At 66.2% G+C, this 23,046-nt stretch carries 22 protein-coding genes, 2 tRNA genes, 1 other RNA gene and 1 riboswitch; of the genes, 16 read left to right on the top strand and 9 right to left on the bottom strand.

Annotated features, from left to right (window positions below):
• Positions 1-323 precede the first annotated feature (323 nt).
• The 11 genes from ftsZ (at position 324) to GT613_RS13590 (ending at position 10,391) form a co-directional block, all read left to right on the top strand.
• Positions 324-1,445 (top strand): cell division protein FtsZ, encoded by a 1,122-nt coding sequence (gene ftsZ, locus GT613_RS13640; protein ID WP_009306241.1) that lies wholly within the window; start codon positions 324-326, stop codon positions 1,443-1,445.
• 14 nt (positions 1,446-1,459) lie between these two features.
• A complete protein-coding gene (locus GT613_RS13635; protein WP_161172672.1) occupies positions 1,460-2,308 on the top strand; it encodes a polyphenol oxidase family protein in 849 nt (282 codons plus the stop codon).
• Positions 2,309-2,313: 5 nt separating this feature from the next.
• Positions 2,314-3,018 (top strand): YggS family pyridoxal phosphate-dependent enzyme, encoded by a 705-nt coding sequence (locus GT613_RS13630; RefSeq protein WP_035585960.1) that lies wholly within the window; start codon positions 2,314-2,316, stop codon positions 3,016-3,018.
• 74 nt (positions 3,019-3,092) lie between these two features.
• A complete protein-coding gene (locus GT613_RS13625) occupies positions 3,093-4,040 on the top strand; it encodes a cell division protein SepF (protein WP_009306238.1) in 948 nt (315 codons plus the stop codon).
• Positions 4,041-4,102: 62 nt separating this feature from the next.
• On the top strand, positions 4,103-4,363 hold the full coding sequence (locus GT613_RS13620) for a YggT family protein (RefSeq protein WP_009306237.1): 261 nt from the start codon (positions 4,103-4,105) through the stop codon (positions 4,361-4,363).
• A gap of 45 nt (positions 4,364-4,408) precedes the next feature.
• Positions 4,409-5,212, top strand: a complete 804-nt coding sequence (locus GT613_RS13615; protein WP_009306236.1) for a DivIVA domain-containing protein — start codon at positions 4,409-4,411, stop codon at positions 5,210-5,212.
• A 246-nt stretch (positions 5,213-5,458) separates the two neighbouring features.
• Positions 5,459-6,229, top strand: coding sequence for a MerR family transcriptional regulator (locus GT613_RS13610; RefSeq protein WP_021410906.1), 771 nt, complete (start codon positions 5,459-5,461; stop codon positions 6,227-6,229).
• A 149-nt stretch (positions 6,230-6,378) separates the two neighbouring features.
• The gene (gene nirJ2, locus GT613_RS13605; RefSeq protein ID WP_009306234.1) at positions 6,379-7,383 is read left to right on the top strand and encodes a putative heme d1 biosynthesis radical SAM protein NirJ2; all 1,005 of its coding nucleotides are present in this window, start codon (positions 6,379-6,381) and stop codon (positions 7,381-7,383) included.
• Positions 7,384-7,408: 25 nt separating this feature from the next.
• A complete protein-coding gene (locus GT613_RS13600) occupies positions 7,409-8,416 on the top strand; it encodes an ABC transporter substrate-binding protein (protein ID WP_009306233.1) in 1,008 nt (335 codons plus the stop codon).
• 15 nt (positions 8,417-8,431) lie between these two features.
• A complete protein-coding gene (locus GT613_RS13595) occupies positions 8,432-9,439 on the top strand; it encodes an iron ABC transporter permease (protein ID WP_009306232.1) in 1,008 nt (335 codons plus the stop codon).
• A gap of 253 nt (positions 9,440-9,692) precedes the next feature.
• Entirely contained in the window at positions 9,693-10,391 is a 699-nt protein-coding gene (locus GT613_RS13590) for an ABC transporter ATP-binding protein (protein WP_156996985.1), read from the top strand.
• A gap of 244 nt (positions 10,392-10,635) precedes the next feature.
• On the opposite strand, the gene GT613_RS13585 is transcribed toward GT613_RS13590, so the two are convergent.
• The 3 genes from GT613_RS13585 to rnpB form a co-directional block, all read right to left on the bottom strand.
• Positions 10,636-11,316 carry a DUF2461 domain-containing protein gene (locus tag GT613_RS13585; RefSeq protein WP_009306230.1) on the bottom strand — a complete coding sequence of 227 codons (681 nt, stop codon included), beginning with the start codon at positions 11,314-11,316 and terminating at the stop codon, positions 10,636-10,638.
• Complete coding sequence (locus GT613_RS13580; protein WP_009306229.1) at positions 11,309-12,184, bottom strand: RNA polymerase sigma factor; 876 nt, start codon at positions 12,182-12,184, stop codon at positions 11,309-11,311. The genes GT613_RS13585 and GT613_RS13580 overlap by 8 nt, the downstream gene beginning before the upstream one ends.
• A gap of 142 nt (positions 12,185-12,326) precedes the next feature.
• Positions 12,327-12,686: RNase P RNA component class A (gene rnpB, locus GT613_RS13575), an RNA gene on the bottom strand.
• 54 nt (positions 12,687-12,740) lie between these two features.
• Between rnpB and GT613_RS13570 the strand changes: the two genes are divergently transcribed.
• From GT613_RS13570 to thiD, 5 genes are all read left to right on the top strand, one after another.
• Positions 12,741-13,379: a thiamine diphosphokinase gene (locus tag GT613_RS13570; RefSeq protein ID WP_009607773.1), complete on the top strand. Its 639-nt coding sequence runs from the start codon at positions 12,741-12,743 to the stop codon at positions 13,377-13,379.
• 23 nt (positions 13,380-13,402) lie between these two features.
• Positions 13,403-13,529, top strand: a riboswitch (TPP riboswitch).
• Positions 13,491-14,816, top strand: a complete 1,326-nt coding sequence (gene thiC / locus GT613_RS13565) for a phosphomethylpyrimidine synthase ThiC (RefSeq protein WP_035576661.1) — start codon at positions 13,491-13,493, stop codon at positions 14,814-14,816. Its footprint overlaps the riboswitch before it by 39 nt.
• A gap of 3 nt (positions 14,817-14,819) precedes the next feature.
• Positions 14,820-15,656 (top strand): hydroxyethylthiazole kinase, encoded by an 837-nt coding sequence (gene thiM / locus GT613_RS13560; protein WP_009607882.1) that lies wholly within the window; start codon positions 14,820-14,822, stop codon positions 15,654-15,656.
• A 10-nt stretch (positions 15,657-15,666) separates the two neighbouring features.
• A complete protein-coding gene (thiE, locus tag GT613_RS13555) occupies positions 15,667-16,317 on the top strand; it encodes a thiamine phosphate synthase (RefSeq protein WP_009306225.1) in 651 nt (216 codons plus the stop codon).
• Between the two features lie 30 nt (positions 16,318-16,347).
• Positions 16,348-17,130 carry a bifunctional hydroxymethylpyrimidine kinase/phosphomethylpyrimidine kinase gene (thiD, locus tag GT613_RS13550; protein WP_009306224.1) on the top strand — a complete coding sequence of 261 codons (783 nt, stop codon included), beginning with the start codon at positions 16,348-16,350 and terminating at the stop codon, positions 17,128-17,130.
• 203 nt (positions 17,131-17,333) lie between these two features.
• On the opposite strand, the gene GT613_RS13545 is transcribed toward thiD, so the two are convergent.
• The 6 genes from GT613_RS13545 to GT613_RS13520 form a co-directional block, all read right to left on the bottom strand.
• Entirely contained in the window at positions 17,334-18,977 is a 1,644-nt protein-coding gene (locus GT613_RS13545) for an amidohydrolase (RefSeq protein ID WP_009306223.1), read from the bottom strand.
• Positions 18,978-19,007: 30 nt separating this feature from the next.
• A complete protein-coding gene (locus GT613_RS13540) occupies positions 19,008-20,060 on the bottom strand; it encodes an MBL fold metallo-hydrolase (RefSeq protein ID WP_009306222.1) in 1,053 nt (350 codons plus the stop codon).
• A 181-nt stretch (positions 20,061-20,241) separates the two neighbouring features.
• Positions 20,242-20,318 (bottom strand) — tRNA-Glu (locus GT613_RS13535).
• A 31-nt stretch (positions 20,319-20,349) separates the two neighbouring features.
• Positions 20,350-20,423, bottom strand: a tRNA-Gln gene (locus tag GT613_RS13530).
• A 174-nt stretch (positions 20,424-20,597) separates the two neighbouring features.
• On the bottom strand, positions 20,598-21,338 hold the full coding sequence (locus tag GT613_RS13525; RefSeq protein ID WP_009306221.1) for a CDGSH iron-sulfur domain-containing protein: 741 nt from the start codon (positions 21,336-21,338) through the stop codon (positions 20,598-20,600).
• Between the two features lie 110 nt (positions 21,339-21,448).
• Positions 21,449-22,846 (bottom strand): CCA tRNA nucleotidyltransferase, encoded by a 1,398-nt coding sequence (locus tag GT613_RS13520; protein WP_009306220.1) that lies wholly within the window; start codon positions 22,844-22,846, stop codon positions 21,449-21,451.
• Between the last annotated feature and the right edge of the window lie 200 nt (positions 22,847-23,046).

The raw sequence follows: 23,046 nt of genomic DNA, 5'->3' as shown, positions 1-23,046 counted from the left end.
GCTCTTATACGATATAGCCTCGCCTGCATGTTCGGCCAGCAGCCGCCTTGCGAGCGGCGCCGCGCGGATTTGCGAACGGGCGAGCCCCTTCGCCAGCGGTTGCCTGTCGACCATGAGCGGCGACGTCGATGGCCGCGCCGGCGCGCCACGGCGGCATCCATCGTTTCCGCTTACCCGGCTCATCCGCTATATCTGTGGACGTGCGCATTTCATTACCGCAGCGTAATTTGCAAATGGTTGAGCATCGTGTACAATAACCGCACGTGAACTGTGCCCTGACGGGAAACGCAGCATTTGAAAACGCAGCAGGTGTGGAGGATACAATGCCAAACAAGATAGGTTCCGAGCATTTGGCGGTCATCAAGGTCGTCGGCGTCGGTGGCGGCGGCACGAATGCCGTGAACCGCATGGTCGAAGCGGGCGTGCGAGGAGTCGAGTTCATCGCCGTGAACACGGATCGACAGGCTCTGCTCATGTCGGACGCCGACAAGACGATCCACATCGGCGAAGAGCTCACGCGCGGCCTGGGCGCCGGCGCGAACCCCGAAGTGGGCTGCCAGGCGGCCGAGGAAAGTCGCGCGGAGATCCGCGAGGCGCTCGCCGAGGCGGACATGGTGTTCGTCACGGCCGGCGAGGGCGGCGGAACCGGAACGGGCGCGGCGCCCATCATCGCCGAGATCGCCCGCGAGGAGATCGGCGCGCTGACGGTGGGCATCGTCACCAAGCCGTTCTCGTTCGAGGGTCGCACCCGCCGCAACCAGGCCGATCAGGGCATCGACCTCCTGTCCCAGAAAGTCGACACGCTCATCGTCATCCCGAACGACCGCCTGCTGGAGATCGTGGACAAGAAGACGAGCATGCTCGACGCGTTCCGCATCGCCGACGACACGCTGCGCCAGGGTATCCAGGGCGTCACGGACCTCATCACCATCCCGGGCCTCATCAACCTCGACTTCGCGGACATCCGCACGGTCATGAAAGACGCCGGCACGGCCATGATGGGCATCGGCCTCGCCTCCGGCGAGAACCGCGCCCTCGACGCGGCGCAGCAGGCCACGAACTCCAACCTGCTGGAAGCCTCCATCGCGGGCGCGTCGCGCGTGCTGTTCTCCATCGCCGGCGGCCCCGACCTCACGCTCACCGAGGTCGACGCGGCGGCGCGCACGGTGGAAGCTTGCGCCGACGAGAGCGCCAACATCATCTACGGCCAGATCATCGACGAAGGCATGCAGGATCAGGTGCGCATCACGGTGATCGCCACGGGTTTTAAGATGGGTTCTTCGCAGCAGTCCTCCATGGACTTCTCGCGCAAGGACCTGTTCGCCTCCACGACGGCGCCCGACCCGATGCCGTCCGCTCCTCCTGTGACGTTCTCCACGACGTCGCGCGACGGCCGTTTCGCCGACGAGGACTACATCCCCGACTTCCTGAAGCGCCAGCGGTAAGGAGCGGTCGCTTGATGGTCGCGACCGGACAACTGCCCATCCCTCAGATAACCGCGCGCCGCTTCGGCGCGCGTTGTCTTCCTGTGCTTACCGACGATGCCCTGTACGAGCGCACGGGCGTGCGCGTCGCGTTCACCGGACGCGCGGGCGGGGTGAGCGAAGGCCCGTATTCCTCGCTCAACTTGGGTAATCACGTGGGCGACGGCCCTGCGTCGGTCGAGCGCAACCGAGCGCTCGTGCTGGAAGCGCTCGATGCGGCCGACGTTCCGCTCGTGGTGCCCAGCCAGGTGCACGGGGAAGTCGTGGTGGAGCTCGACGACGCGTCGCCCGAGGCGCTCGATGCCGCGCGCGAAGCGGCGCTCGCGGGCGCCGACGCTCTTGTCGCCACCGTTCCCGGGATCGCGGCGCTGCTGTGCTTCGCCGACTGCGTCCCCGTGATCGTCGTGTCGCCGACGGGCCGATTCGCGGTGGCGCACGCCGGATGGCGCGGCGTGGAGAACGGCGTGGCCGCGAAGGCCGTCCGCGCGCTCGCGCGGGCCGATGCCGCCGAGCTGGGGGAGGATGCGGCGAGCGGCTACAACGTGTACGTGGGGCCGCACATCCACGCGTCCTGCTTCGAGACGGGCGCCGACGTGCGCAAGCGCTTCGAAGACCGCTTCGGTTCCTCCTGCATTCCCGACGAACGCCATGTCGACCTGCTGGAGGCGTTGACGGTCGGGCTCGAAGAGGCAGGCATCGATCGCGCGCGCGTGGCTGATGCGGGCGTGTGCACGGTATGCTCGTGCGACGAATTCTTCTCGTACCGCGCCGCGGGCGGCATCTGCGGGCGCCATGGCGCGGTGGCGTTTCGAAAGGCTGGGTGAGCGGCATGGGATTCAAAGAGCGCTACGAGCGCACGGTCGCAGAGGCGGCCGCCTGTTGCGAGGCGTGCGGGCGCGATCCGAAGAGCGTGGTCGTAGTGGCGGTGTCGAAGACGGTGGGTGCCGACGAAGTGGCCGAGGCCATCGAGGCCGGCGCGCACGACTTCGGCGAGAACCGCCCGGACTCCCTCGAGGGGAAGCGCGCTCGCTTTCCGCAGCAGACCTGGCACTTCATCGGCAACATCCAATCGCGCCGCATTCCCGACATCGTGCGGGATGCCGCGCTCGTGCACTCGCTGTACCAACAGCGTCACGTGCCGAAGTTCGACGCCGCAGCTGCGGCGTCGGGCAAGGTGCAAGACGTGCTGCTCGAGGTGAACGTGTCGGGGGAGGCGAGCAAGAGCGGTCTCGCGCCGAGCGAGGTGGCCGGCATGCTGGAGTACTGCGCGGGCTTTCCGCACGTGCGCGTGCGCGGGCTTATGACGATGGCGCCGCAGGGCGATGCGCAACGGGCTCGCGCATGCTTCGCCGATCTGGCGCGTTTGCGCGACGAAGTGCGGCTTGGGCTCGACGGGGAACAGGCCGCCGTATTCGATGAGCTTTCTATGGGCATGAGCGAAGACTGGCATGAGGCGATAGCCGAGGGCGCTACCATAGTGCGCATCGGGCGAGCCCTGTTCGACGACGCTTTCGAGGGCCCCGCGCACGCGTGAGAGCGCGGCGCGGCCATGACGCTGAACGCAGCGGCGGCTGGACCGCCGGATAAGAAACGAAGCAGGTGAACGGTATGGAGCTGCCAAAGATCAAGAAATCGGAGCACGGAATGCTCGAGGGAATCAAATCGAAACTGGGTTTCGCAGACGCCAACCCGCATTACGACGACGGCTACTACGACGAGGGGTTCGACGACTACAGCGAGGAGTACGGCGAGTACGGTCCCGACTACAACGAGGACGATTTCCCCGCCGACGATGCTCCCGGTTCGCGTTATGAGCCCTATGCGCCCGTGACTTCGCGTCCTGCGCGCGCCTCGCACGCGCGCTCCTCGGCGCGCAGCTCGTCCGTGGGATCCGCGAAGCTCGTGTCCATCGACGACGTGCGCGCGCACACCCAGGTGCCCGAGAGCCTCAACCGCGATCCGTTGCCGCCTCGCCGTGTGACGTCGCCTTCAAGCGGCTCCTACCGCGGCGATCGCACCATGGTGGAAGCGGCGCAGCCCGCCCCGGCGAACACGCCTATCGCGCGTGCGGCCGCCGCAGCGAACCGCGAGCGCTCCGAGAGCCTGAACTCGCTGTTCACCTCCACGTCCGACGATGCGCCGAGCGTTTCTGGGCCTTCTGGTTCGGGCGTCGCGGTGCAAACGGCAACCACCGCTTCGGGCGCTACCGTGGCAACCGCCACGGCGACGACTGCGGCGTTCGATCCGTTCGACGCCTACGCGGGCGCCGGGGCGGTCAAGCACAACCCCTCCCGCTCGGTCACCGTGCTCAAGCCGGCCAGCTACGCCGAGGTCGAGCGCATCGCGAAGGCTCTCAAGGCGGGGGATGTGGTGGTGCTCGCGCTGCGCAACACGCCCGACAATCTGTCGAAGCGCATCCTCGACTTCTCGTTCGGCGTGTCGAGCGCTCTCGACGCCAGCGTGGACTGCGTGGCCGACAAGGTGTTCGTCATCTCGCGCGGTGCTGCGCTCACCGATGCCGAGCGCATGAGCCTGCGCGGGCAGGGCGTGCTGTGATCCCGTATTCGATTCTTCGCCGGCGCGGCTGCCGCCGCCCGACGTTCTAAGGAGTAGAACGCATGTTGAGCATCAAATACCTCATCGTGTCGCTTGCCGATGCGTACAGTATGGTGCTGTTCGTCTACGTGCTCATGTCGTGGTTTCCCACCGACCGTGGCATCTTGGCGGACATCAACCGGGTACTGGCCAAAGTGTGCGACCCGTATCTCAACCTCTTCAGGAAGCTGATACCCCCGCTTGGAGGTATGGTGGACGTTACGCCCATCATCGCCCTGCTTGTATTACAATTTGGAGTACGTTTACTGATAAACTTGTTTTAATGCGTAGAATCGTGTTCGCGTGCGAACAAGACGAAGGGACTACAGATGGCTATCACCTCGGCTGAGATACACAACCAGAGCTTCTCGATCGATCGCAAAGGCTACGACGTCGACGAAGTCGATGTGTTCCTCGAGCATGTCGCCGACGAGATCGACGGCATGAACGCCCAGATCGCCCAACTCGAGAACCAGCTGGACGATCGTAAGTTCGAAGGCTTCGACACGCCGGCTCGCGTCGAAGCTCCCGTCGTCGTGACGGACGATGCCGCGCTGGCCGAGAAGGACGCGCGCATCGCCGATTTGGAGCGCCAGCTCGAGGCCAAGAAGGCCGACGACAACGCCATCGCGCAGGCTCTCATCATCGCGCAGCGTTCCGCAGACGAGATCATCGCGAACGCGAATGCCCAGGCAGCGGCCACCATCAAAGATGCCGAGGACGAGGGCACGCGCATCGTGGACAAGGCGGAAGCCGAGCGTCAGAAGGTGCTCGACGCCATCAAGAAGCTCGAGGACGACCGCGAGGACGTGCGCGAGGACTACCGGGACCTGCTCACCGACTTCATCGGCGACGCTACGCGCAAGCTGGCCGAGATCGGCGGCGAGATGCCCGCTTCCCTGCCGGTCAGCGCCCATGCGCGCACGATCGACGTGGTCGAGACCACCGCTACGGGCCGTGTGACGGCTCCGGCGCAGGCTCCCATCAACCGCGACGGCGCGGGCGCGTACTCTGTGCCCCAGGCGACGGGCGCCGTGGTGGCGCCGGCCACGCCGACTCCTTCTGGCGTCGAGAAGGATCTGTCCGGGTTCGGCGATGCCGACGATGCCTTTGAGTTCGAGGAAATCGACTAAACCGCGCGTATTATCACGCTCGCAGCATGGACGACGAAACGCGCTCCCGCCCGGGAGCGCGTTTTTTTTTTCGCCGACAGGAAACGCTTAGGGTTTTCCCTGATTTTTGTCGCCATCTTTTGGAGATCGTTGACGGTGACGTTACGTCATCGCGTATGCTCGATTGCAGTTCGAGCGCGCGGGGGACGCGCGGCAAGGCGAGAGGAAAGGCGGCGGCCGAGCTTCGGTCGCCTCGGAGGAGCATCCATGACCGATCAGAACTACCTGACTATCGGCGAGCTGGCGCGACGCGTCGGCGTGACGGTGCGCACCATCCAGTACTACGACCAGCAGGGGCTGCTGTCGCCATCGGCGAAGGGTCCGCAGAACCAGCGCCTGTACACCGACGACAACGTGAAAGACCTGTATCGCATTCTGACCTTGAAGTACCTCGGGCTGTCGCTGGCCCAGATCAAATCCGATGCAGCTCTTTACCGAGAGCCGGCAGCATTGCAGGAGTTGGCAGACGAGCAGATGGATGCTATCGAAGAGCAGTTCCAATCGCTGTTCAAGCGCATGACCACGCTGCGCTCCCTGCATGACGAGTCGCTCGACGATGCGTCTGTGAACTGGGAGGCCATGGCCGACACCATCGAACGCTGCCAAGGCGAGAGCCAGTTCTTCTGGCGCCTTACTTGCATCCGCGACGACGCTCCGGCTTCGGAGGAGGCCGCCGAGAACCAAGTGGCGCGCGGTGAATCCGTGTCGAAGTGGCACGAGCTGATCGCCGACACCATCCGCCTCATGCCTGCCGGCGAGCCCGTGGACAGCGAACGTAACCGCGAGCTGGCCAAGCGCTACCTCGAGTTGGATATGGAGCAGGACACGGCGCGCGCTGAGCAGAACTTCATCCTCATGGAGAACATCGCCCCTCACGCCGGCGGCGACGGATCGTTCGACGAGCTGCGTCAAGCGGTGTTCGACCATCTGGAAGCCATCGTCGCCTCCTACCGTTCCCGCCCCGATCCGGCCGAATAGGCTGCGATCTCGGCGCCGTGCGGGTGCCGCAAAACCTCATCTCTCCTACCTCCCTTTGCGGCTCCCGCACGGCACGTCATACCCTCGTTCGGTTTCAGCAAGCATGGCGCCGCCAAAAGGCGAAGCCGCAACCAAGAAAGGATACGCCTATGCTCGTGTCGTGGATGACGACGAACAAGTGCAACCTCAAGTGCGTCCATTGCTACCAGGACGCCGAGGAGGCCACTGACAAAGAGCTCTCCTGCGAGGAGGGCAAGAAGATGATCGACGAGATCGCCCGCGCCGGCTTCAAGGTGATGATCTTCTCGGGCGGCGAGCCTCTCATGCGCCCCGATATCTACGAGCTGGTGGCGCACGCTGCCTCGCGCGGGCTGCGCCCCGTGTTCGGCTCGAACGGCACGCTCATCACGCCGGAGGTCGCCGTGCGGCTGAAGGAGGCCGGAGCCTGCGCCATGGGCATCTCGGTGGACAGCCTCGATGCCGTCAAGCACGACAGGTTCCGCGGGCTCGAGCACGCCTACGACCTCACCATGGCGGGCATCGAGGCCTGCAAGCAGGCGGGCCTGCCGTTCCAGCTGCACACCACCGTCGTGGATTGGAACCGCGACGAGGTGTGCGACATCACCGACTTCGCCGTGGAGATCGGCGCTATGGCGCACTACGTGTTCTTCCTCATCCCCGTGGGGCGCGGCAAGTTCATCCAGGAGACATCGCTCGAGGTGCTGGAGAACGAGCAGCTGCTCAAGGACATCATGACGAAGGCCTCGCAGGTGCCCATCGACGTGAAGCCCACGTGCGCTCCCCAGTTCACGCGCGTGGCGAAGCAGCTGGGCGTGGACACGCGCTTCGAGCGGGGCTGCTTGGCCGGCCTCACGTACTGCGTCATCGGCAGCGAGGGCATCGTGCGTCCCTGCGCCTACATGACCGAGGAGGCGGGCGACGTGCGCGAGACTCCCTTCGATGAAATCTGGGCGTCGAGCCCCGTGTTCGAGAAGCTGCGCACGCAGGCGTACTCCGGCTCGTGCGGCACCTGCGACTACGCGCAAGGCTGCGGCGGCTGTCGCGCCCGCGCCGCCTACTACCACGACGGCGACATCCTCGCTCAAGACGACTACTGCGCCCACGGCAACGCTTTGGTTGCGGCCGCCGTCTAAACCGTCGACATCGAAAGGACCACTCATGACCACTATCTCCGAACGCATCATTCCTTCTGCCGTCGCCGCGTCCCTTGCTGCGACGATGATGCTTGCCGGCTGCTCGGCTGCTCAGCCGAACGCCGATGCTGACGCAAGCGCTCCGCAAACAGAAGCCCCGGCCGCCTCTCAGGCCGGAGCGGTCACGTTCACCGATGACACGGGCGCCGAGGTGACCGTCGACAATCCGCAGCGCGTGGTCGCCTGCATGGGCAGTTTCGCCAGCATATGGGAGCTTGCGGGCGGCACGCTCGTGGGCGCATCCGATGATGCGTTCACGTTGTCCGACTACGATCTGAAGTCCGAAAACGTGCAGAAGGTGGGCGACTTCTCGAACCCGAACCTCGAGTCCATCATCGCGCTGGAGCCCGACTTCGTGATCATGACGAGCGGCTCGGGCGGCCGCGGAGGCGACTCGAACCAGGCCGACCTCAAGGCGGCGCTCGCAGCGTCGAACATCCCGGTGGCGTGCTTTCAGGTGACGACGTTCGCAGATTACGAGCGCATGCTGCGCACCTGCTGCGACATCACGGGACGCGACGATCTCTACGAACAGAACGCCCAGGCCGTGTCCGAGCGCATCAAGGCGATCACGGCCAAGGTGCCTGCGGGCGAGGCGCCCACGGCGCTGGTGCTGACCACATTCTCGGGCGGCACCCGCGTGCAGGCGTCCTCGACGATGACGGGTGCCATGCTGGCCGATCTGGGCGTCAAGAATCTGGCAGACGAGAATCCCAGCCTGCTCAAGGATTTCAGCCTGGAATCGATCATCGAGATGAACCCCGACTACATCTTCGTGGTGCCCATGGGCAATGACGACGCAGCCGCCATGAAGGCGCTCGAGGATCAAACGGCTGCCAATCCCGCCTGGTCGACGCTCGATGCGGTTCAGAACGGCCGTTACGTCACGCTCGACCCGCATCTGTTCCAGTACAAGCCGAACGAGCGCTGGGATCAGAGCTACCAGGTGCTGTTCGACGCTCTGTACGCGTAAAGCGAAGGCCGTCCGGTGACTTCGTTCAACCGTGAAAAGGCCGCACCGCTCGCAATCGCCGTATCCGCCTCCGTCCTGGCGGCGGTGACGGCGGCGGCCTTCCTCGTGGGGTCGTCGTCGGTGAGCCTGGGCGATCTTGTCGCCTGGGCCACGGGCGGCGACGTGAGCGCGTCGGCGAAGAGCATCCTCGTGAACGTGCGCCTGCCGCGCGTGCTGGCGGCGCTTCTGGCAGGAGGCGCGCTGGCCGTGGCGGGCGCCATCATCCAGGCCGTGCTGGACAACCCGCTGGCAAGCCCCAACATCATCGGCATCAACTCGGGCGCCGGGCTGTTCGTGCTGATCGCCGCCAGCGTGTTTCCCAGCGCGCTCTGGCTGCCGCCGCTCGCGGCATTTGCGGGCGCGTTGGCCACGGCGCTCATCATCTTCGGCATCTCGCTGGGCGCCAGCACGTCGAGGCTCACCGTGGTGCTGGCGGGCATCGCCATCACGTCGGTGTTCGGTGCGGGCATGAACACCATCCTCATCGTGAACCCCGACGCCTACATCGGCTCGTCGGCGTTCCTCGTGGGCGGTTTGGCCGGCGTGCTCATGGACGACCTGTGGTGGCCCGCCGTTTACATCGTGGCAGGCCTCGCCGCGGCTCTGCTTGCGGCGGGCAAGCTGAACATCATGGCGCTCGGCGACGACACGGCCCATGCGCTGGGCATGAACGTGGGCGCGTGCCGGCTGGCCATGCTGGGCCTCGCCGCCGTGCTGGCGGGCGCGGCCGTCAGCTTCGCGGGCCTGCTGGGGTTCGTAGGGCTCATCATCCCGCACCTCGTGCGGTTCTTCGTCGGGCACGACAACCGCATCGTGCTGCCGTTGTCGGCCGTGTCGGGCGCGGCGTTCGTCGTCGTGTGCGACCTGCTGGCGCGCGTGCTGTTCGCACCCTACGAGGTGCCGGTGGGCATCCTCATGGCGTTCCTCGGCGGCCCCTTCTTCATCTACCTCATTTTGAAGAACAGGAGGGGAAGCCTTGAATAATGCGCCTGCATCCTGCGGGGCCGCGGGCCGAGAGGTCCGGCGCTCAAACAGTCCTGCTCGCACGAACAGCCCGCTGGGCTGTTCGGCTCGTCGCGGCACCGCGAAGCAAGTCCCCTCGGGGAAACTCGCGGCGGACCTCTCGGCCCTCGGCTCCTCGACCGCAGAGGTCGCGCAGCCCTGTGTTCCTGCCATCGAGCTTCGCGAGGTGTCGTTCTCCTACGGCAAGGAACCGTTCATCGGGGGGCTTTCCGCGATGTTTTCGCATGGGGCGGTGACCAGCATCGTCGGCCCGAACGGCTGCGGGAAGTCCACGATGGTCAAACTCGTCGACGGCTTGCTGCGGCCGCAGGCGGGGGAGGTGCGCGTCGGCGGGGTGCCCACGCTGTCGCTCAAGGCGAAGGCGCGCGCCCGTCGCGTGGCCGTGCTGGCCCAGGCCAGCCGCCCGCCGGCGATGACGGTGGAGGCGCTCGTAGCATGCGGGCGCTATCCGTACCAGGCGCATCAGGGGAAGCTCTCGCGCGAGGATCGCGAGCACGTGGAGCGCGCCCTCGAGCTTGCGGGCATCGCGCGGTTCCGGACGCAGGAGCTGAGGCGGCTGTCGGGCGGCGAGCGCCAGCGAGCGTTCATCGCCATGACGTTGGCGCAGGACACCGACCTCATCGTGCTCGACGAGCCCACCACCTACCTCGACATCCGCGCCTGCCACGAGACGATGGAGCTGATCCGCCGCTTGAACGAGGAGGCGGGCAAGACCATCGTCATGGTCATCCACGATCTCGACCTGGCGCTGCGCTACTCAGACCGTTTGCTGGTCATGGAACGCGGGCGCGCCGCGGCGGCCGGCACGGTGGAAGAGGTGCTCGCAACCGGCGCCATCGAGCGGGCCTTCGGCGTGAGCATCCGTCCGCACGAGGCCGCCGAGGGACGGGCCTACACGCTGTTCCCGGCGTAGGGTTCTGCGATGCGGCTCCGCAGGCCTGGCATCGCGAACCGTCCGGTAAACGTTGGGCGCGAATTGCACCCTATGGCAGAAAACGCGGGGCATTGGTCGCAGATTCCTCGTATGCGGAATCTGCGACCAGGCCTTATGTGCCCGCGCAATACCGAACCATCCGTGAAGCTTCGACTGCCTTTGCCATGGCTATCGTTTTGCGCCCAATCGAACGGGGTGCGCCGGGGCCGGGCCGCAAACCGCCCTAGCGCGTCGGCATCGCGAAGCCTTTCAGCGCCTCGTTCAGGTACTCGTTGAACGTCTTCATGGCCGCGAAGCTGTCCAGCAGCGCGCGGCGGCAGGCCTCGTCGTCGGCGACGACGGCATCGTCGAAGTGCTCTTCCACCGCCCAGCACTTGCACTTCAGGTACTCAGCGGCCGGGCTCTGCGGGTCGTAGCCCTTCGGCACGTTCTTCAGCGGCATGCCGACGAACCGGAAGCGCTCGGCGAACCCCGGCGCCTCGACGATGTCGAGGAAGGCCTGCGGGTCGGCTGCGATGCGGTCGCGCACCATGCGCGTGGCGTCCTTGAAGTGCGGCGCGAACAGGCCCCCTCCCGCGAACGACCCGCCCGGCGTCACGCTGACGAAGTACCCCACGGGCACCGGCATGCGCCCGGCGGGGGAGATGTGCGCACGGAACGTCGGATTGTACGGCGACTTGTCGTCGCTGAACCGCGTGTCGCGGTTGATGCGGAACGCGAGGTCCTTGGCATCGAGCGCCGCCAAGCACGGCTCCGTTTCCGCGAGGTCGGCTATGCAGCCCTGCACGAGCTCCAGAAACGCGTTCTGCGCCTCCTTCTTCCGCTTCTTGTGGGCGTGCATCCAGTCGAGGGAATTGTTCTCGCGCAGGTCGGCCAGGAAATCCAGCATGAGGACGTTAGGCATGGGAGGCCTCCTTGCCGGCGTTCACCACGGCGTCGAAGCTGGCGGTGCCCATGCACGCTTCCAGCAGCTCCTTGGCGCGCGGCGTGGGGCGGTAGGAGGGAAGCCGGTCGAACAGGCTGGCGTAGCCGTCCATCTCGTCCATGGCGTCGACGAAGGCGTCCTGCGCGCGCTCCTCCTCGGTGAGCTCGAGGTACTCCAGGTTGTGCGGGGCCAGCCGATGCGTGGCGATGGCGAAGTTCACGCGCCGCTCGCACGAGCACGTCTCCGCGCCGCCGTGCTGACAGTACGCGCCCAAAAACTCGGCGACCGTCTTGCGGGCGCGCGACAGGCGCTGGCGGTACGCCTCGGGCGTGATGCCCAGCACGTCGGCCGCGGTGGAGCTGTCCACCTTGAACATGGTGCCCAGCACGTAGGCGCAGCGGCTGTCGGCGTCGAGGCACTGCAGCATCACGTTCGTGCACGACAGCTTCAGCTCACGCGCCAGCATGCCGCGGTCGACCCCTTCGGACAGGTCGGGGACGTCCTTCGCGCGCTCGTCGACGATGTCGGCCCCGTACATCTCGAAGCTGAACGGGGCGTTCGCGAACTGATGCGTGCGGCAGTCCTTGAGGTGGTTCACGGCGATGCGGTACACCCATGTGGAGAACGCGCTCTCCTTGCGAAACGTCGAGAGCCGGGTCATGATCTTGACCGCGATCTCCTGGCTCGCGTCCTCGGCGTCGTGGACGGTGCCCAGGAACCTGAGCGCAAGGTTGAACACGAGCCCGCTCGTGGACCGCAGCAGTTCCTCCAACGCCTGGCCGTCGCCTACGATGGCCTTGTCCACCAGGTCGAGCTGCGCTTCTTTCGATAATTCTTCGCGATGCATGGTGCCGCCTTCCGCGAAAGGCCCGCCGGGCGCTTCCGCTCGTCTCGTCGTCGGCCGGGCGCTCTGCGATGCGCCCGATGCCTTCCTTCGATAGGTTAGACGGTCGAATGTCGGAAGTGTGACGGAAAACGTGGAAAAAAAGAATGCGAGCGGGCCGGTAAGCCGGGTTCTGTCGTTGGACGACCATTTATCTCGAACGCCTGTCGCCAGACGCCTCTAGCACGCAACCCGAACGTACGGCGGGCAACCGTGTCGCGTTCCTATTTGCGCTTGCTCCAGATGGGGTTTTCCAAGCCGCGCCGTTGCCGGCGCGCTGGTGCGCTCTTACCGCACCGTTTCAGCTTTTCTCCCGTTTCTGCGCGCCGAAGCGCGTGTTCGCGGGGGAGTCTTCTTTTCTGTGGCACTTTCCGTCGGGTCGCCCCGCCCAGCCGTTAGCTGGCATCTTGCCCTATGGAGCCCGGACTTTCCTCACGCCGAAGCGCGCGATCGTCTGGCCCGCTCGCGTATGGTATTCTATCACGATCGGTACGGCTCGAAGGTAAGGAAAGTGTGGAACATGGCTACGTGCGCGCTCGTGGGGGCGGTCGATTTCAACGCGGAGGACTTCAAGGCCCGCCAGGCGGCCGGGGAGTTCGACTATGTCATCGCGGTGGACGCGGGCTTCGCGCACCTCGAGGCCATTGGTGCGGTGCCCGACATGGCTGTGGGCGACTTCGACTCGCTCGGCTATGTGCCGAAGTGCCGCCGCGTGTCGCGCCACCCGGTCAAGAAGGACAAGAGCGACATGGAGCTGGCCATGGAGAAGGCGTTGTCCTGGGGCCACGACGAGCTGATCGTCTACGGCGCGCTGGGAGCGCGGCTCGACCACACGCTGGCGAACCTGCAGCTGTTCGCGAAGTTCTCCGAGCGCGACGTGTACGTGACCGCCGTCGCCGACACGTACGCCGTGCGGCTGCTCACCGGTCCCGACGTGTTCGAGCTGCCGGCGCTTGGCGGGGGAACCGTGTCGGTGTTCTCGGCCAACGACATGGCGCGCGGCGTCATCGAGCGCGGCATGGAGTACTCCATCGACGACGAGCCGTTGTCGAACCGCACCTCGCGCGGGCTGTCGAACGAACTGACCGGCGAGGAGGCCACTGTAGCCGTCGAGGAGGGCACGCTGTACGTGTTCTACCCGCTGGCGTATACTGGTTAAACGCTCCGTCGCATGCGCGACGGCTTGACATACCGGGGAGCTTGCAGCCGCATCGCGGCCGGACAGGCTGAGAGGAAGCGCCGATTCACGCTTCGACCCGAGGAACCTGACATGGGTAATGCCAACGAAGGGAGTTCTATGACGCAGATCGACGCGGCACGCGCCGGCACCATCACCCGCGAAATGGCCATCGTGGCCGAGAAGGAGGGGCGCGACCCCGAGTTCATCCGCGAGGGGGTTGCGGCCGGGCGCATCGCCATCCCCGCCAACATCCACCATACCAGCTTGTCGCCCGAAGGCGTGGGCGGCGGCCTGCGCACGAAGGTGAACGTGAACCTGGGCATTTCGGGCGACGTCGCCGACGAGGCCGAGGAATGGAAGAAGGTGGACGTGGCGCTGGAGCTGGGCGCCGAGGCCATCATGGACTTGTCGAACACCGGCAAGACGCACGCGTTCCGCAGCGCGCTCATCGAGAAGTCGCCGGCCATGATCGGCACCGTGCCCATGTACGACGCCATCGGCTATCTGGAGAAGCCGCTGATCACCATCACGGTGGAGGACTTCCTCGACGTGGTCCGCGCGCATGCAGAGGACGGCGTGGACTTCGTCACCATCCACGCGGGCATGAATCGGCGCACCATCGAGTCGTTTCGCGAGACGGGCCGCCTCACGAACATCGTGAGCCGCGGCGGGTCGCTCATCTTCGCGTGGATGGAGGCCACCGGCAACGAGAACCCCTTCTACGAGTTCTACGACGAGGTGCTGGCCATCCTGCACGAGCACGACGTGACCATCAGCCTGGGCGATGCCATGCGGCCCGGCTCCACGTACGACGCCACCGACGCGGGGCAGATCGCCGAGCTCATCGAGATCGGCAAGCTCACGAAGCGCGCATGGGACGCGGGCGTGCAGGTGATGGTGGAAGGCCCCGGGCATATGGCGCTCGATGAGATCGCCGCCAACATGAAGCTGGAAAAGCGGCTGTGCCACGACGCGCCCTTCTACGTGCTGGGGCCGCTGGTCACCGACATCGCGCCGGGCTACGACCATATCACGGCCGCCATCGGGGGCGCGGTTGCCGCGGCTTCGGGCGCCGACTTCCTCTGCTACGTCACGCCGGCCGAGCATCTGCGCCTGCCCGACGCCGCCGACGTGCGCGAGGGCCTCGTGGCCACGAAGATCGCCGCGCATGCGGCCGACATCGCGCGCGGGGTGCCCGGAGCGCGCGACCGCGACAACCGCATGAGCGACGCTCGGCGCCGCGTGGACTGGGAGGGCATGTTCGCCGAGGCGCTCGATCCGGTCAAGGCGCGCCGCTACTTCGAGAGCGCTCCGCCCTCGACCGACGGCACCTGCACCATGTGCGGCGAGATGTGCGCCATGCGAACCGTGAACACCATCATGGACGGCCTGACGGTCGATCTCGGGAAGGAGTAGCCTATGGAACCGTTCGCTTTGAAGAGGGCCTTGGACAACGTGCGGGCGACGACGCCGCTCGTGCATAACATCACAAACTACGTGACGGTGAACGACTGCGCGAACGCGCTGCTGGCCATCGGCGCAAGCCCCATCATGAGCGACGAGCCCGCCGACGTGTTCGACATCACGTCCATCTGCGGCGGCCTCACGCTGAACATCGGCACGCTCAACGAGCGCTCCATCCGGGGCATGTTCGCGGCCGGCGAGCGTGCGAGCGAGCTGGGCCATCCCATCGTGCTCGACCCGGTGGGCGCCGGGGCGTCGGCTCTGCGCACGCGCACGGCTTCCGACCTGCTGGACAAGCTGGCCGTGTCCGTCGTGCGCGGAAACATGTCGGAGGCGAAGGCGCTCGCAGGCGGCGCGGCGGCCACGCGCGGCGTGGACGTGTGCCCCGGCGATGCGGTCACTGAGGACAACCTGGCGGCCGGCGCGGCGTTCGCGCGCGACTTCGCCGCGAAGACGGGCGCCGTCGTGGCCGTCACGGGCGCCATCGACATCGTGGCCGACGCCGAGCGCGCCTACGCCGTTCGCAACGGCAGTCCCCTCATGGGCCGCATCACGGGCGCCGGCTGTATGCTGTCGTGCGTGTGCGCGGCGTTCGCGACGGCGAACCCCGATGCGCTGCTCGACGCCACGGTGGCCGCCGTCGCCGGCATGGGGCTGGCAGGCCAGATCGCCCAAGGCCGCATGGGCGGCTACGACGGCAACGGGTCGTTCCGCACGTACCTGCTGGACGCCCTGTACAACCTCGACGGCGATGCCCTGGAAGCGGGCGCGCGGGTCGAAGAGCTAGCATAAGGAGGAGCGCATGTACCCGAGGGAGAACCTGCGCCGGGCGATGGCGCTGTACGCGGTCACCGATCGCGCGTGGCTGGGCGAGCGCACGCTTTCCGCGTGCGTCGAAGAGGCGCTTGCGGGCGGTGCGACGTTCGTGCAGCTGCGCGAGAAGGACGCTCCCCAGGCCGAGGTGGTGCTGCGCGCCCGGGCGCTCGCGCCGCTCTGCCGCGAGGCGGGCGTGCCGTTCGTGGTGGACGACGACGTGGAGGCGGCTCGCATCGCGGGCGTCGACGGCGTGCACGTGGGGCAGGATGACGCCGCATGCGTCGAGGCGCGCGAGAAGCTGGGGCCCGACGCCATCGTGGGCGTGTCGGTGCAGACGGTGGAGCAGGCGTTGGTCGCCCAGGCCGACGGCGCAGACTACTTGGGCGTAGGAGCCGTGTTCGGCACGCCCACGAAGCCCGATGCCGCCGACGTGGGGACGGACGGCCTTGCCGCCATCTGCGCCGCCGTCGATATTCCCGTGGTGGCCATCGGCGGCCTGAACGAGCGTACGATCCCCGAGCTCGCGGGGACGGGAGCCGACGGCGCGGCGGTGGTGTCGGCCATCTTCGCGGCTGAGGATATCGAGGAAGAGACGCGTCGTTTGCGGGCGGCGGTGCAAGCAGCGCTCGGCGCATAGCCGACGCTCGCCGATAGAAAGGAAAGCGCTATGGAAGCAGTGCTCAGCATCGCGGGTTCGGATTCCAGCGGCGGCGCGGGAATCCAGGCCGATATCAAGACCATCGCCGCGCACCGCCTGTTCGCCGAGACGGCGATCACGGCGCTCACCGCGCAGAACACGCTGGGCGTGACGGGCGTGCTCGACGTCGATCCGGCGTTCGTCGCGAAGCAGATCGACGTCGTGTTCGAGGATATCCGGCCTGCCGCCGTGAAGGTGGGCATGGTGTCGTCGGCCGCCATCATAGAAGCCGTCGCCGACGCGCTCGAGCGCCACGCAGCCGCCAATATCGTGGTCGATCCCGTCATGGTGGCCACGAGCGGCGCCCGCCTCATCGGCGACGATGCGATCGAAGCTTTGAAGGCGCGCCTATTGCCGCTCGCGGACGTGGTCACGCCGAACATGCCGGAGGCTGCGGTGCTGGCCGGGTTCGAGGTTGTAGACGAGGCGTCGATGGAACGCGCCGCGCTGCGCCTTGCCGAGGCGGGGACGGGCGCTGCCCTCGTGAAGGGCGGTCATCGCCATGATCGCGCCGACGACGTGCTGGTCACGGCGGAGGGCGATGTCGTGTGGCTGCGCGCGCCGCGCGTCGACACCGAGAACGCCCACGGCACGGGCTGCACGCTCTCGTCCGCCATCGCCTGCGGGCTTGCCAAGGGTCTTCCGATGGAAGAAGCGGTGCGCGCCGCAAAGGACTACGTTCGCGGCGCCCTCGCCGCCGGCCTCAACCTGGGAAAGGGAAGCGGCCCCCTCGACCACATGTGGGAGTATTAGGTTCCGGCGGCCTTCCGGCCGCCGGAACATGCCGATGCTGCGGCCGCCCATGGCACCCGATCTCGCGGCGATGCCGAGGGCTCGCGTACCGAGGTACGCTTCACCCTCGCCATCCCCACGATCTCGGGCACCATGGCCGCCCTCGCTGACTTACTACGCCGACCTGCGCGCCCGTTTCGCGCTTAGCGCGAAGCTCCGATCCGTCACCGCTCGAACACGCACGTCCCGCCCATGAAGGTGGCCAGCACCTTCGTCTTCTGGATGTCGTCGGTGTCGCAGGCCAGCAGATTGCGGTCGAGCACGGCGATGTCGGCCAGCTTGCCCGCTTCCAGCGTGCCCAGCTCGCTACTACGTCCTGCCGACGCAGCACTGCCCTGCGTGTAGGCGCGCAGAGCTTCGGCCATGCCGATGCGCTCGTCGGGCAGCCATCCGCCTGTCGGCTCGTGGGTGCCCGGGTCCTGCCGCGTTACCGCGCTGTACAGCACGTCCATCGAGTTCACACCTACCACGGGCGAGTCCGTGCCGAACGCCAGCACCGTGTTGTCGTCCAGCAGCGTGCGGAAGGGCCACATGTACGGAACGCGTTCGGGCCCCAGGTCGCGCTCGGGGCCGCCGGGATCCAGCGTCATGTGAGGAGGCTGCACGGCGGCCACCACCTGCAGATCGGCCAGTCGCTTCATATCCCCGGGCAGGAAGTTCTCCAGGTGCTCCAGGCAGTTTCGCTGCCCCTCCGGCAGCGGTCCGAATTTCGCGCGCGCCTCTTCGAAGACGTCGAGCGCCGCATGGATGGCCGCATCGCCGATGGCGTGGATACGCACGGGGAAGCCTTGTTCGGCTGCGGCAAGCACGTAGCGTCGCATGATCTCGGGATCTACCGTGGGTCGGCCGCAATCGCCTTCGACGTGCGCGTTCGCGTACGGTTCGGTCACCCAGGCGGTATGCTGGCTCGACACGCCGTCGAAGAACTGCTTGAAACCGGGTGCCTGCAGGCACGGACCCGTGTAGCGCGCACGCATGTCCTCGAAGCGGCTCATGTCGTCGAGCAAGGTGGGGAAGAGGTGCACGCGCGCGGTCAGCTCGCCGCGCTCCAGCAGGGATGCGTGCACGTCGTCCCGGATGAAGTCGAGCCCCGGATGGGCCATGAGCGACATGTCGCATACGCTGGTCACGCCGTTCTCGGCCAGCCGCGCGAAGAAGCCGCGGTAAGCGTCGGCCACCTCCTCGTCGGTGAACGACCCCATGATCTGCGGCATCAACTCCATGGCGGCCGCCTCGCGCACGATGCCGGTCAGCTCGCCTGTCTCGTCGCGGTCGTAGGAGCCGCCTGCCGGCGGCACGCTGTCGCGCGTGAGCCCCAGCTCGTCGAGCGCGGCCGAGTTCAGCCACAGCGTGTGCGCGTCTCCCGAGTACAGCGCCACGGGACGCGTGGGGAACGCTTCGTCCAGCGAGCGCTTCGACGGCAGCACTGGCGGGTTCCAGCGGTATTCGCGCCATCCTTGTGCCAGAAGCCAGCCGTTCGGCCGGTCTTTCGCGAACGCTTGCATGCGCGCCACGCAGTCGGTCTCGCTTTCGCCCAGAAACATGGTCGCCAAGGGCGAGGAATACACGGCCGAATGGAAGAAGTGCAGGTGCGAGTCGTGAAATCCCGGAACCACGAGCGCGTCTCCGAAGTCGCGCACCTCGGGCGCGCCCCCGCCTGCGTTCGCCTCGAGCGCGAAGGCGCGCACGTCCTCGCGCGATCCGACGGCGACGATACGATCGCCCGCGACGGCGATGGCCGCAGGTCGGGCGACGTCGCCGACTCCTGTGAACACGTTTCGGCTCTCGATGATCAGATCGATGCGCATGTGATGCTCCCTTCTATCGCGGCTGCGGCGCTACGGCAGCTCGAAACGGTACTCGTCGCCGCAGATGGTTTGCTTGATCTTGCCTTCGCACACGAGGTGCACGAGGTGGGCCATCGTCTCGCCCATCGAGAAGAACTTCTGGTCGAGCGGCCATTCGTTCCAATTCTCGTAGCGCCACTTGGCATGCGACGATATCGATACGATGTCGTCGTGGCCGGCGGCCACGAGGTCGTACAGTTCCTGGAGGCGCTCCCCATGATGCGCTATCAGGAACATGACGCGTTCGCGCAGTCCGGTGTAGGGCGTTCCGTGAGCCGGAAGCACCAGATCGACGTCGTACGAGTACATCTTCCCCAAGCTCTCCAAGAACTCCTCGAGGGCGTTGTACGCGGGGAACCACGACGAAACCGACGGCGTTATGCGCTCCAGCACGTGGTCGCCGATGATCATGAGCTTGCGGTCGGGCTCGTACAGGCAGATATGCCACGGATCGTGTCCTGGCGTTTCGATCACCTCGAACGAGAAACTTCCGGCGCGCAGCACATCGCCTTCGTGCAGGTAGATGAGATCGGGCTTGCACGTCAGCGGCAGCAGCTCGGCCGATATGTGCAGGCGATGCTTGCCCTTGCGGAACACGAGCCCGCTTTGCTGCGGCGTCGCCGCCTTGCGAAGCAGGGGGCCGAACACGTTCGCTTGCATCTGCATGAGATTCTCCACCTCTTTGAACGAGTGGAGGTTCGCATACACGCGCATACCGTCGCGGTAGATCCGATCGAGATTGCCCGTATGGTCGGGATGGGAATGCGTCAGGACGATCTCGACGGTGTCCCAGGTTCGCCCGAGGGATTCCAACGCCTTGTCAAGCGCCTTCTCGCATGCCGGGTGGTTGAAGCCAACGTCGATGATCGTAGTCGTCTCGTCTCCAAGGACGATGTAGGAGTTCAGCGCCTGCAGGGGGTTATGGGGAAGCGGCACGCGTACGCGGTAGAGCCCGGGACAGATCAGCAGGGGCTCGCCGAACGGCAGTTCCGCAGGGGCGCCAGCTGGCGGGGTCTCGGGTGCGCGGTTCTGTTCTTGCTCCATGAGGTTTCCTTTTCTCTTCGTTCGCCGCCATTGTACGACAGCATGCGCGGCCGGCGGTAGAAGGCTTTAGGCGAGAAGGGCGTAAGGCACCGTAATTCCGCAAGATGGCACATTTTGGCACACGAAAGACGATCGAAAAGAAAAAGGCCAGGAGCTTGTGCGCTCCTGGCCTGCAATTTCTTGGTAGCTCCGACCGGATTCGAACCGGCGACCTCCGCCTTGAGAGGGCGGCGTCCTAAACCGCTAGACGACGGAGCCACATAGTGCGCTGTGCAGTATACCGTAAAAATGGCTGGGGTGGAAGGAGTCGAACCCTCACATACGGTACCAGAAACCGCTGTCCTGCCATTAGACGACACCCCATCGGCTAACCGATGTGCTCCTGTTGTTTTGAACAACAGTCGCAAGCGCGAGTTGGTATATTACGGGGTATGCGGCGCTTCGTCAAGCCTTATCGGCAAATTATTTTGGAAAAGTTGATGAATTGGATGGTCGGACAGGACGCAAGCGTGCGATTTCCCGGCGTTTACCAGGTGTTTATCCGTTCAAACCGTCTTCGTAGCCCACGGTCACGTGCATGGCGTCGCAGAAGGGCTTGTTGCGCGACGCGCCGCAGCGGCACAGCGCATAGCGGTTGCGTAGCTCGTACTCGGTGCCGTCCGCGCCGACGAGCGGGATGCCGCCGCGCACGTACAAAGGGCCGCTCACGCCTTCCTCGGGGTCTTCGAGCAGGGCGATGGAGGGGCCGAGCTCCGGCTCGTACATCGCTCCGGTCTCCGAATCGACGTGCACGAGCCTTCCGGCTGGGCAGTCGGTGGACTCCTGGACAGCCTCGCGCTTCAGGCGCTCGTCGCCGGACAGCTCGGTGAGCGTCCATACGTCGCCGTCCTCGCGGTGGCAGAAGCGGGCGAACGCGCAACGGTTGTCATCGTACAGCGTCACCCCGGGGCCAGGGTAGATGTCGGCGCGCTCCTCGAACGACGCGCGCGACGCGGTTTCCGCGCCGTGGAAGCCGGCGGCAACGTGCGAGCCGTCGCAGAACGGCGGCGTGCTCGTCTGCCCGCAGCGGCACAGCGCGTAGGTTTCCTGGTGGGGAAAGGCGCGCGCCGTGCGGTACTCGCGATGGCCGCCGACGGGGGTGATGACCTCCTGGGTCAAGGGCACCCCTCCGTTTACGAGATACGGTCCGTTGAGGGATATCGTGATGCTCATGCGATCGACGGGGGCGTCGACGGCGGCTTCCGGCTGCGACTGGGCGGTTGCGGAGGGTGTGGTCATGAGGTGCCTCGCTTTCCAGGGATGATCGTGATGAGCGTATGTCAGTATAGAAAGCGAACGCGTGCAGCGATCGGCATGCGGGAAGCCGTCACCGGGCGGTGGCTCGGCCGTTATAGAGGGGCTCGATCTTCATGCTCGGCACGCCATTCCTCTATGAAAGCGCGCAAAGCGCACGCCTTGTTGTCGATGCGCTCGTCCATGACGGCGTCGAGCGCATCCGACAAGGCGAGGCCGACGAGGGGACCCTGCGGCACGCCGAGCTCGATGACGTCGCGACCGTCGATGGCTAGCTTCTTCAGCGAGAACGCCTCGTCGGCGGCGAGGATCTCGGACAGGATGCGCTCCAGCTCGTCGGCATCGGACACGCGGTCGATGCAGCGAGGCGCCTGGCCGCGCGCGTCCCCGCGTTTGAGGTCGCACAGGGCGGCGAACAGCTCGACGTTGCCGCCCAGGCGCGAAAGCGCGCGCTTCACGGCTTTCGGCGTGCGATCGATCACGTCGTCGTGGCGTTCGACCAGCGTCAGCACCTGTGCGGCGAACGCCGACGACAGCGCGAGTCGGCCCATGATGCCGCGCGCCAGCATCACGCTGATGGCGGCGTGCCCGTAGAAGTGCCCCGTCCCGTCTTCGTCGGTGAAGAACGCCGCGGGCTTGCCCATGTCGTGGAACAGCGCTGCCCAGCGGACAAGCGGGTAAGGCGGCACGCCGTCCAGCACGCGCGCTGTGTGTTCGAGCACGTCGTATATATGGTACGGCGTGCGTTGCTCGAAGCCTTTCATGGCCACGAGCTCAGGAAGCACGGCAGCCAGCACGTCGACCGTGGCCGTGAGCGCGCGTCCGGCATGCTCTCCAAGCAACAGGCGCTGCAACTCGTGGGTGATGCGCTCGGTGGAGATGCGGGGCAGCAGCCCCTTGTTCGCCAGCATGCCTTCGAAGGTGTTCGGATCGATGGCGAAGCCCAGCTCCGCGGCGAACCGGCAGGCGCGCAGCATGCGCAGGGCGTCTTCGGAGAAGCGCCGATCGGGATCGCCTACGGCTCGGATGATCCGCGCCTCCAAATCGGCGTGTCCGCCGTAGGGGTCGAACAGGCCGCGCGCAGGGTGATAGGCTAGGGCGTTCATCGTGAAATCACGGCGCGCGAGATCTTCGGCGATGGTGCGCACGAACGATACCTGGTTCGGATGACGCGCGTCGGCATAAGCGCCGTCGCTGCGGTACGTGGTGACTTCCAGCGCCTGTTCGTCGACGATCACGGTGAGCGTGCCGTGCGCGGTTCCGGTCTCGTGGGTGCGATAGCCTTGCCCTTCGAAAACGCGCTGCACGTCCTGCCAGTGAGCCTGCGTGGCGATGTCGATATCGGAGGAAGGCCGCCCGAGCAGCGCGTCGCGGACGTATCCGCCCACTATCCACGTCTCGAAGCCGGCGTTTTCGAGCGCATCGAGGGCGGCAAGCGTGCGCTGCGGCAAAGGGATGACGACGGTCGGATCGAGGTCGGGCTGGTTCGGCATGGCGCAAGCTCCTTTCATTCGCTTCCTATACTAATATAAGCGAGCGTTCGTCCTAACCGCAAAACCATGCGGTCACGACTTCGTCGGCCCGACGGCACGAAGCCCTTGTCCGAAAAAAACCCGAAATGCCCCCTTGCGCCCGGGGCCGGAAGCGGGTAACATGCTCGGGCTGCCTTCTCCGCGGGAGAGGGGGAGGGCGG

Origin of the sequence: Eggerthella sp. BIOML-A4, assembly GCF_009875575.1 — a bacterium.
In the GTDB taxonomy this organism is placed as follows: domain Bacteria; phylum Actinomycetota; class Coriobacteriia; order Coriobacteriales; family Eggerthellaceae; genus Eggerthella; species Eggerthella lenta.
This window is presented reverse-complemented; position numbering and strand designations above follow the sequence as displayed.

Coding starts and splice junctions, on each gene's coding strand:
- GT613_RS13625 (WP_009306238.1), top strand. CDS start 3,093: ATGGAGCTGCCAAAGATCAAGAAATCGGAGCACGGAATGCTCGAGGGA.
- thiM (WP_009607882.1), top strand. CDS start 14,820: ATGGAACCGTTCGCTTTGAAGAGGGCCTTGGACAACGTGCGGGCGACG.
- thiC (WP_035576661.1), top strand. CDS start 13,491: ATGGGTAATGCCAACGAAGGGAGTTCTATGACGCAGATCGACGCGGCA.
- GT613_RS13540 (WP_009306222.1), bottom strand. CDS start 20,060: ATGGAGCAAGAACAGAACCGCGCACCCGAGACCCCGCCAGCTGGCGCC.
- GT613_RS13580 (WP_009306229.1), bottom strand. CDS start 12,184: ATGCATCGCGAAGAATTATCGAAAGAAGCGCAGCTCGACCTGGTGGAC.
- GT613_RS13525 (WP_009306221.1), bottom strand. CDS start 21,338: ATGACCACACCCTCCGCAACCGCCCAGTCGCAGCCGGAAGCCGCCGTC.
- GT613_RS13545 (WP_009306223.1), bottom strand. CDS start 18,977: ATGCGCATCGATCTGATCATCGAGAGCCGAAACGTGTTCACAGGAGTC.
- ftsZ (WP_009306241.1), top strand. CDS start 324: ATGCCAAACAAGATAGGTTCCGAGCATTTGGCGGTCATCAAGGTCGTC.
- GT613_RS13630 (WP_035585960.1), top strand. CDS start 2,314: ATGGGATTCAAAGAGCGCTACGAGCGCACGGTCGCAGAGGCGGCCGCC.
- GT613_RS13620 (WP_009306237.1), top strand. CDS start 4,103: ATGTTGAGCATCAAATACCTCATCGTGTCGCTTGCCGATGCGTACAGT.
- nirJ2 (WP_009306234.1), top strand. CDS start 6,379: ATGCTCGTGTCGTGGATGACGACGAACAAGTGCAACCTCAAGTGCGTC.
- GT613_RS13590 (WP_156996985.1), top strand. CDS start 9,693: ATGTTTTCGCATGGGGCGGTGACCAGCATCGTCGGCCCGAACGGCTGC.
- GT613_RS13635 (WP_161172672.1), top strand. CDS start 1,460: ATGGTCGCGACCGGACAACTGCCCATCCCTCAGATAACCGCGCGCCGC.
- GT613_RS13615 (WP_009306236.1), top strand. CDS start 4,409: ATGGCTATCACCTCGGCTGAGATACACAACCAGAGCTTCTCGATCGAT.
- GT613_RS13520 (WP_009306220.1), bottom strand. CDS start 22,846: ATGCCGAACCAGCCCGACCTCGATCCGACCGTCGTCATCCCTTTGCCG.
- thiE (WP_009306225.1), top strand. CDS start 15,667: ATGTACCCGAGGGAGAACCTGCGCCGGGCGATGGCGCTGTACGCGGTC.
- GT613_RS13600 (WP_009306233.1), top strand. CDS start 7,409: ATGACCACTATCTCCGAACGCATCATTCCTTCTGCCGTCGCCGCGTCC.
- GT613_RS13585 (WP_009306230.1), bottom strand. CDS start 11,316: ATGCCTAACGTCCTCATGCTGGATTTCCTGGCCGACCTGCGCGAGAAC.
- GT613_RS13610 (WP_021410906.1), top strand. CDS start 5,459: ATGACCGATCAGAACTACCTGACTATCGGCGAGCTGGCGCGACGCGTC.
- thiD (WP_009306224.1), top strand. CDS start 16,348: ATGGAAGCAGTGCTCAGCATCGCGGGTTCGGATTCCAGCGGCGGCGCG.
- GT613_RS13570 (WP_009607773.1), top strand. CDS start 12,741: ATGGCTACGTGCGCGCTCGTGGGGGCGGTCGATTTCAACGCGGAGGAC.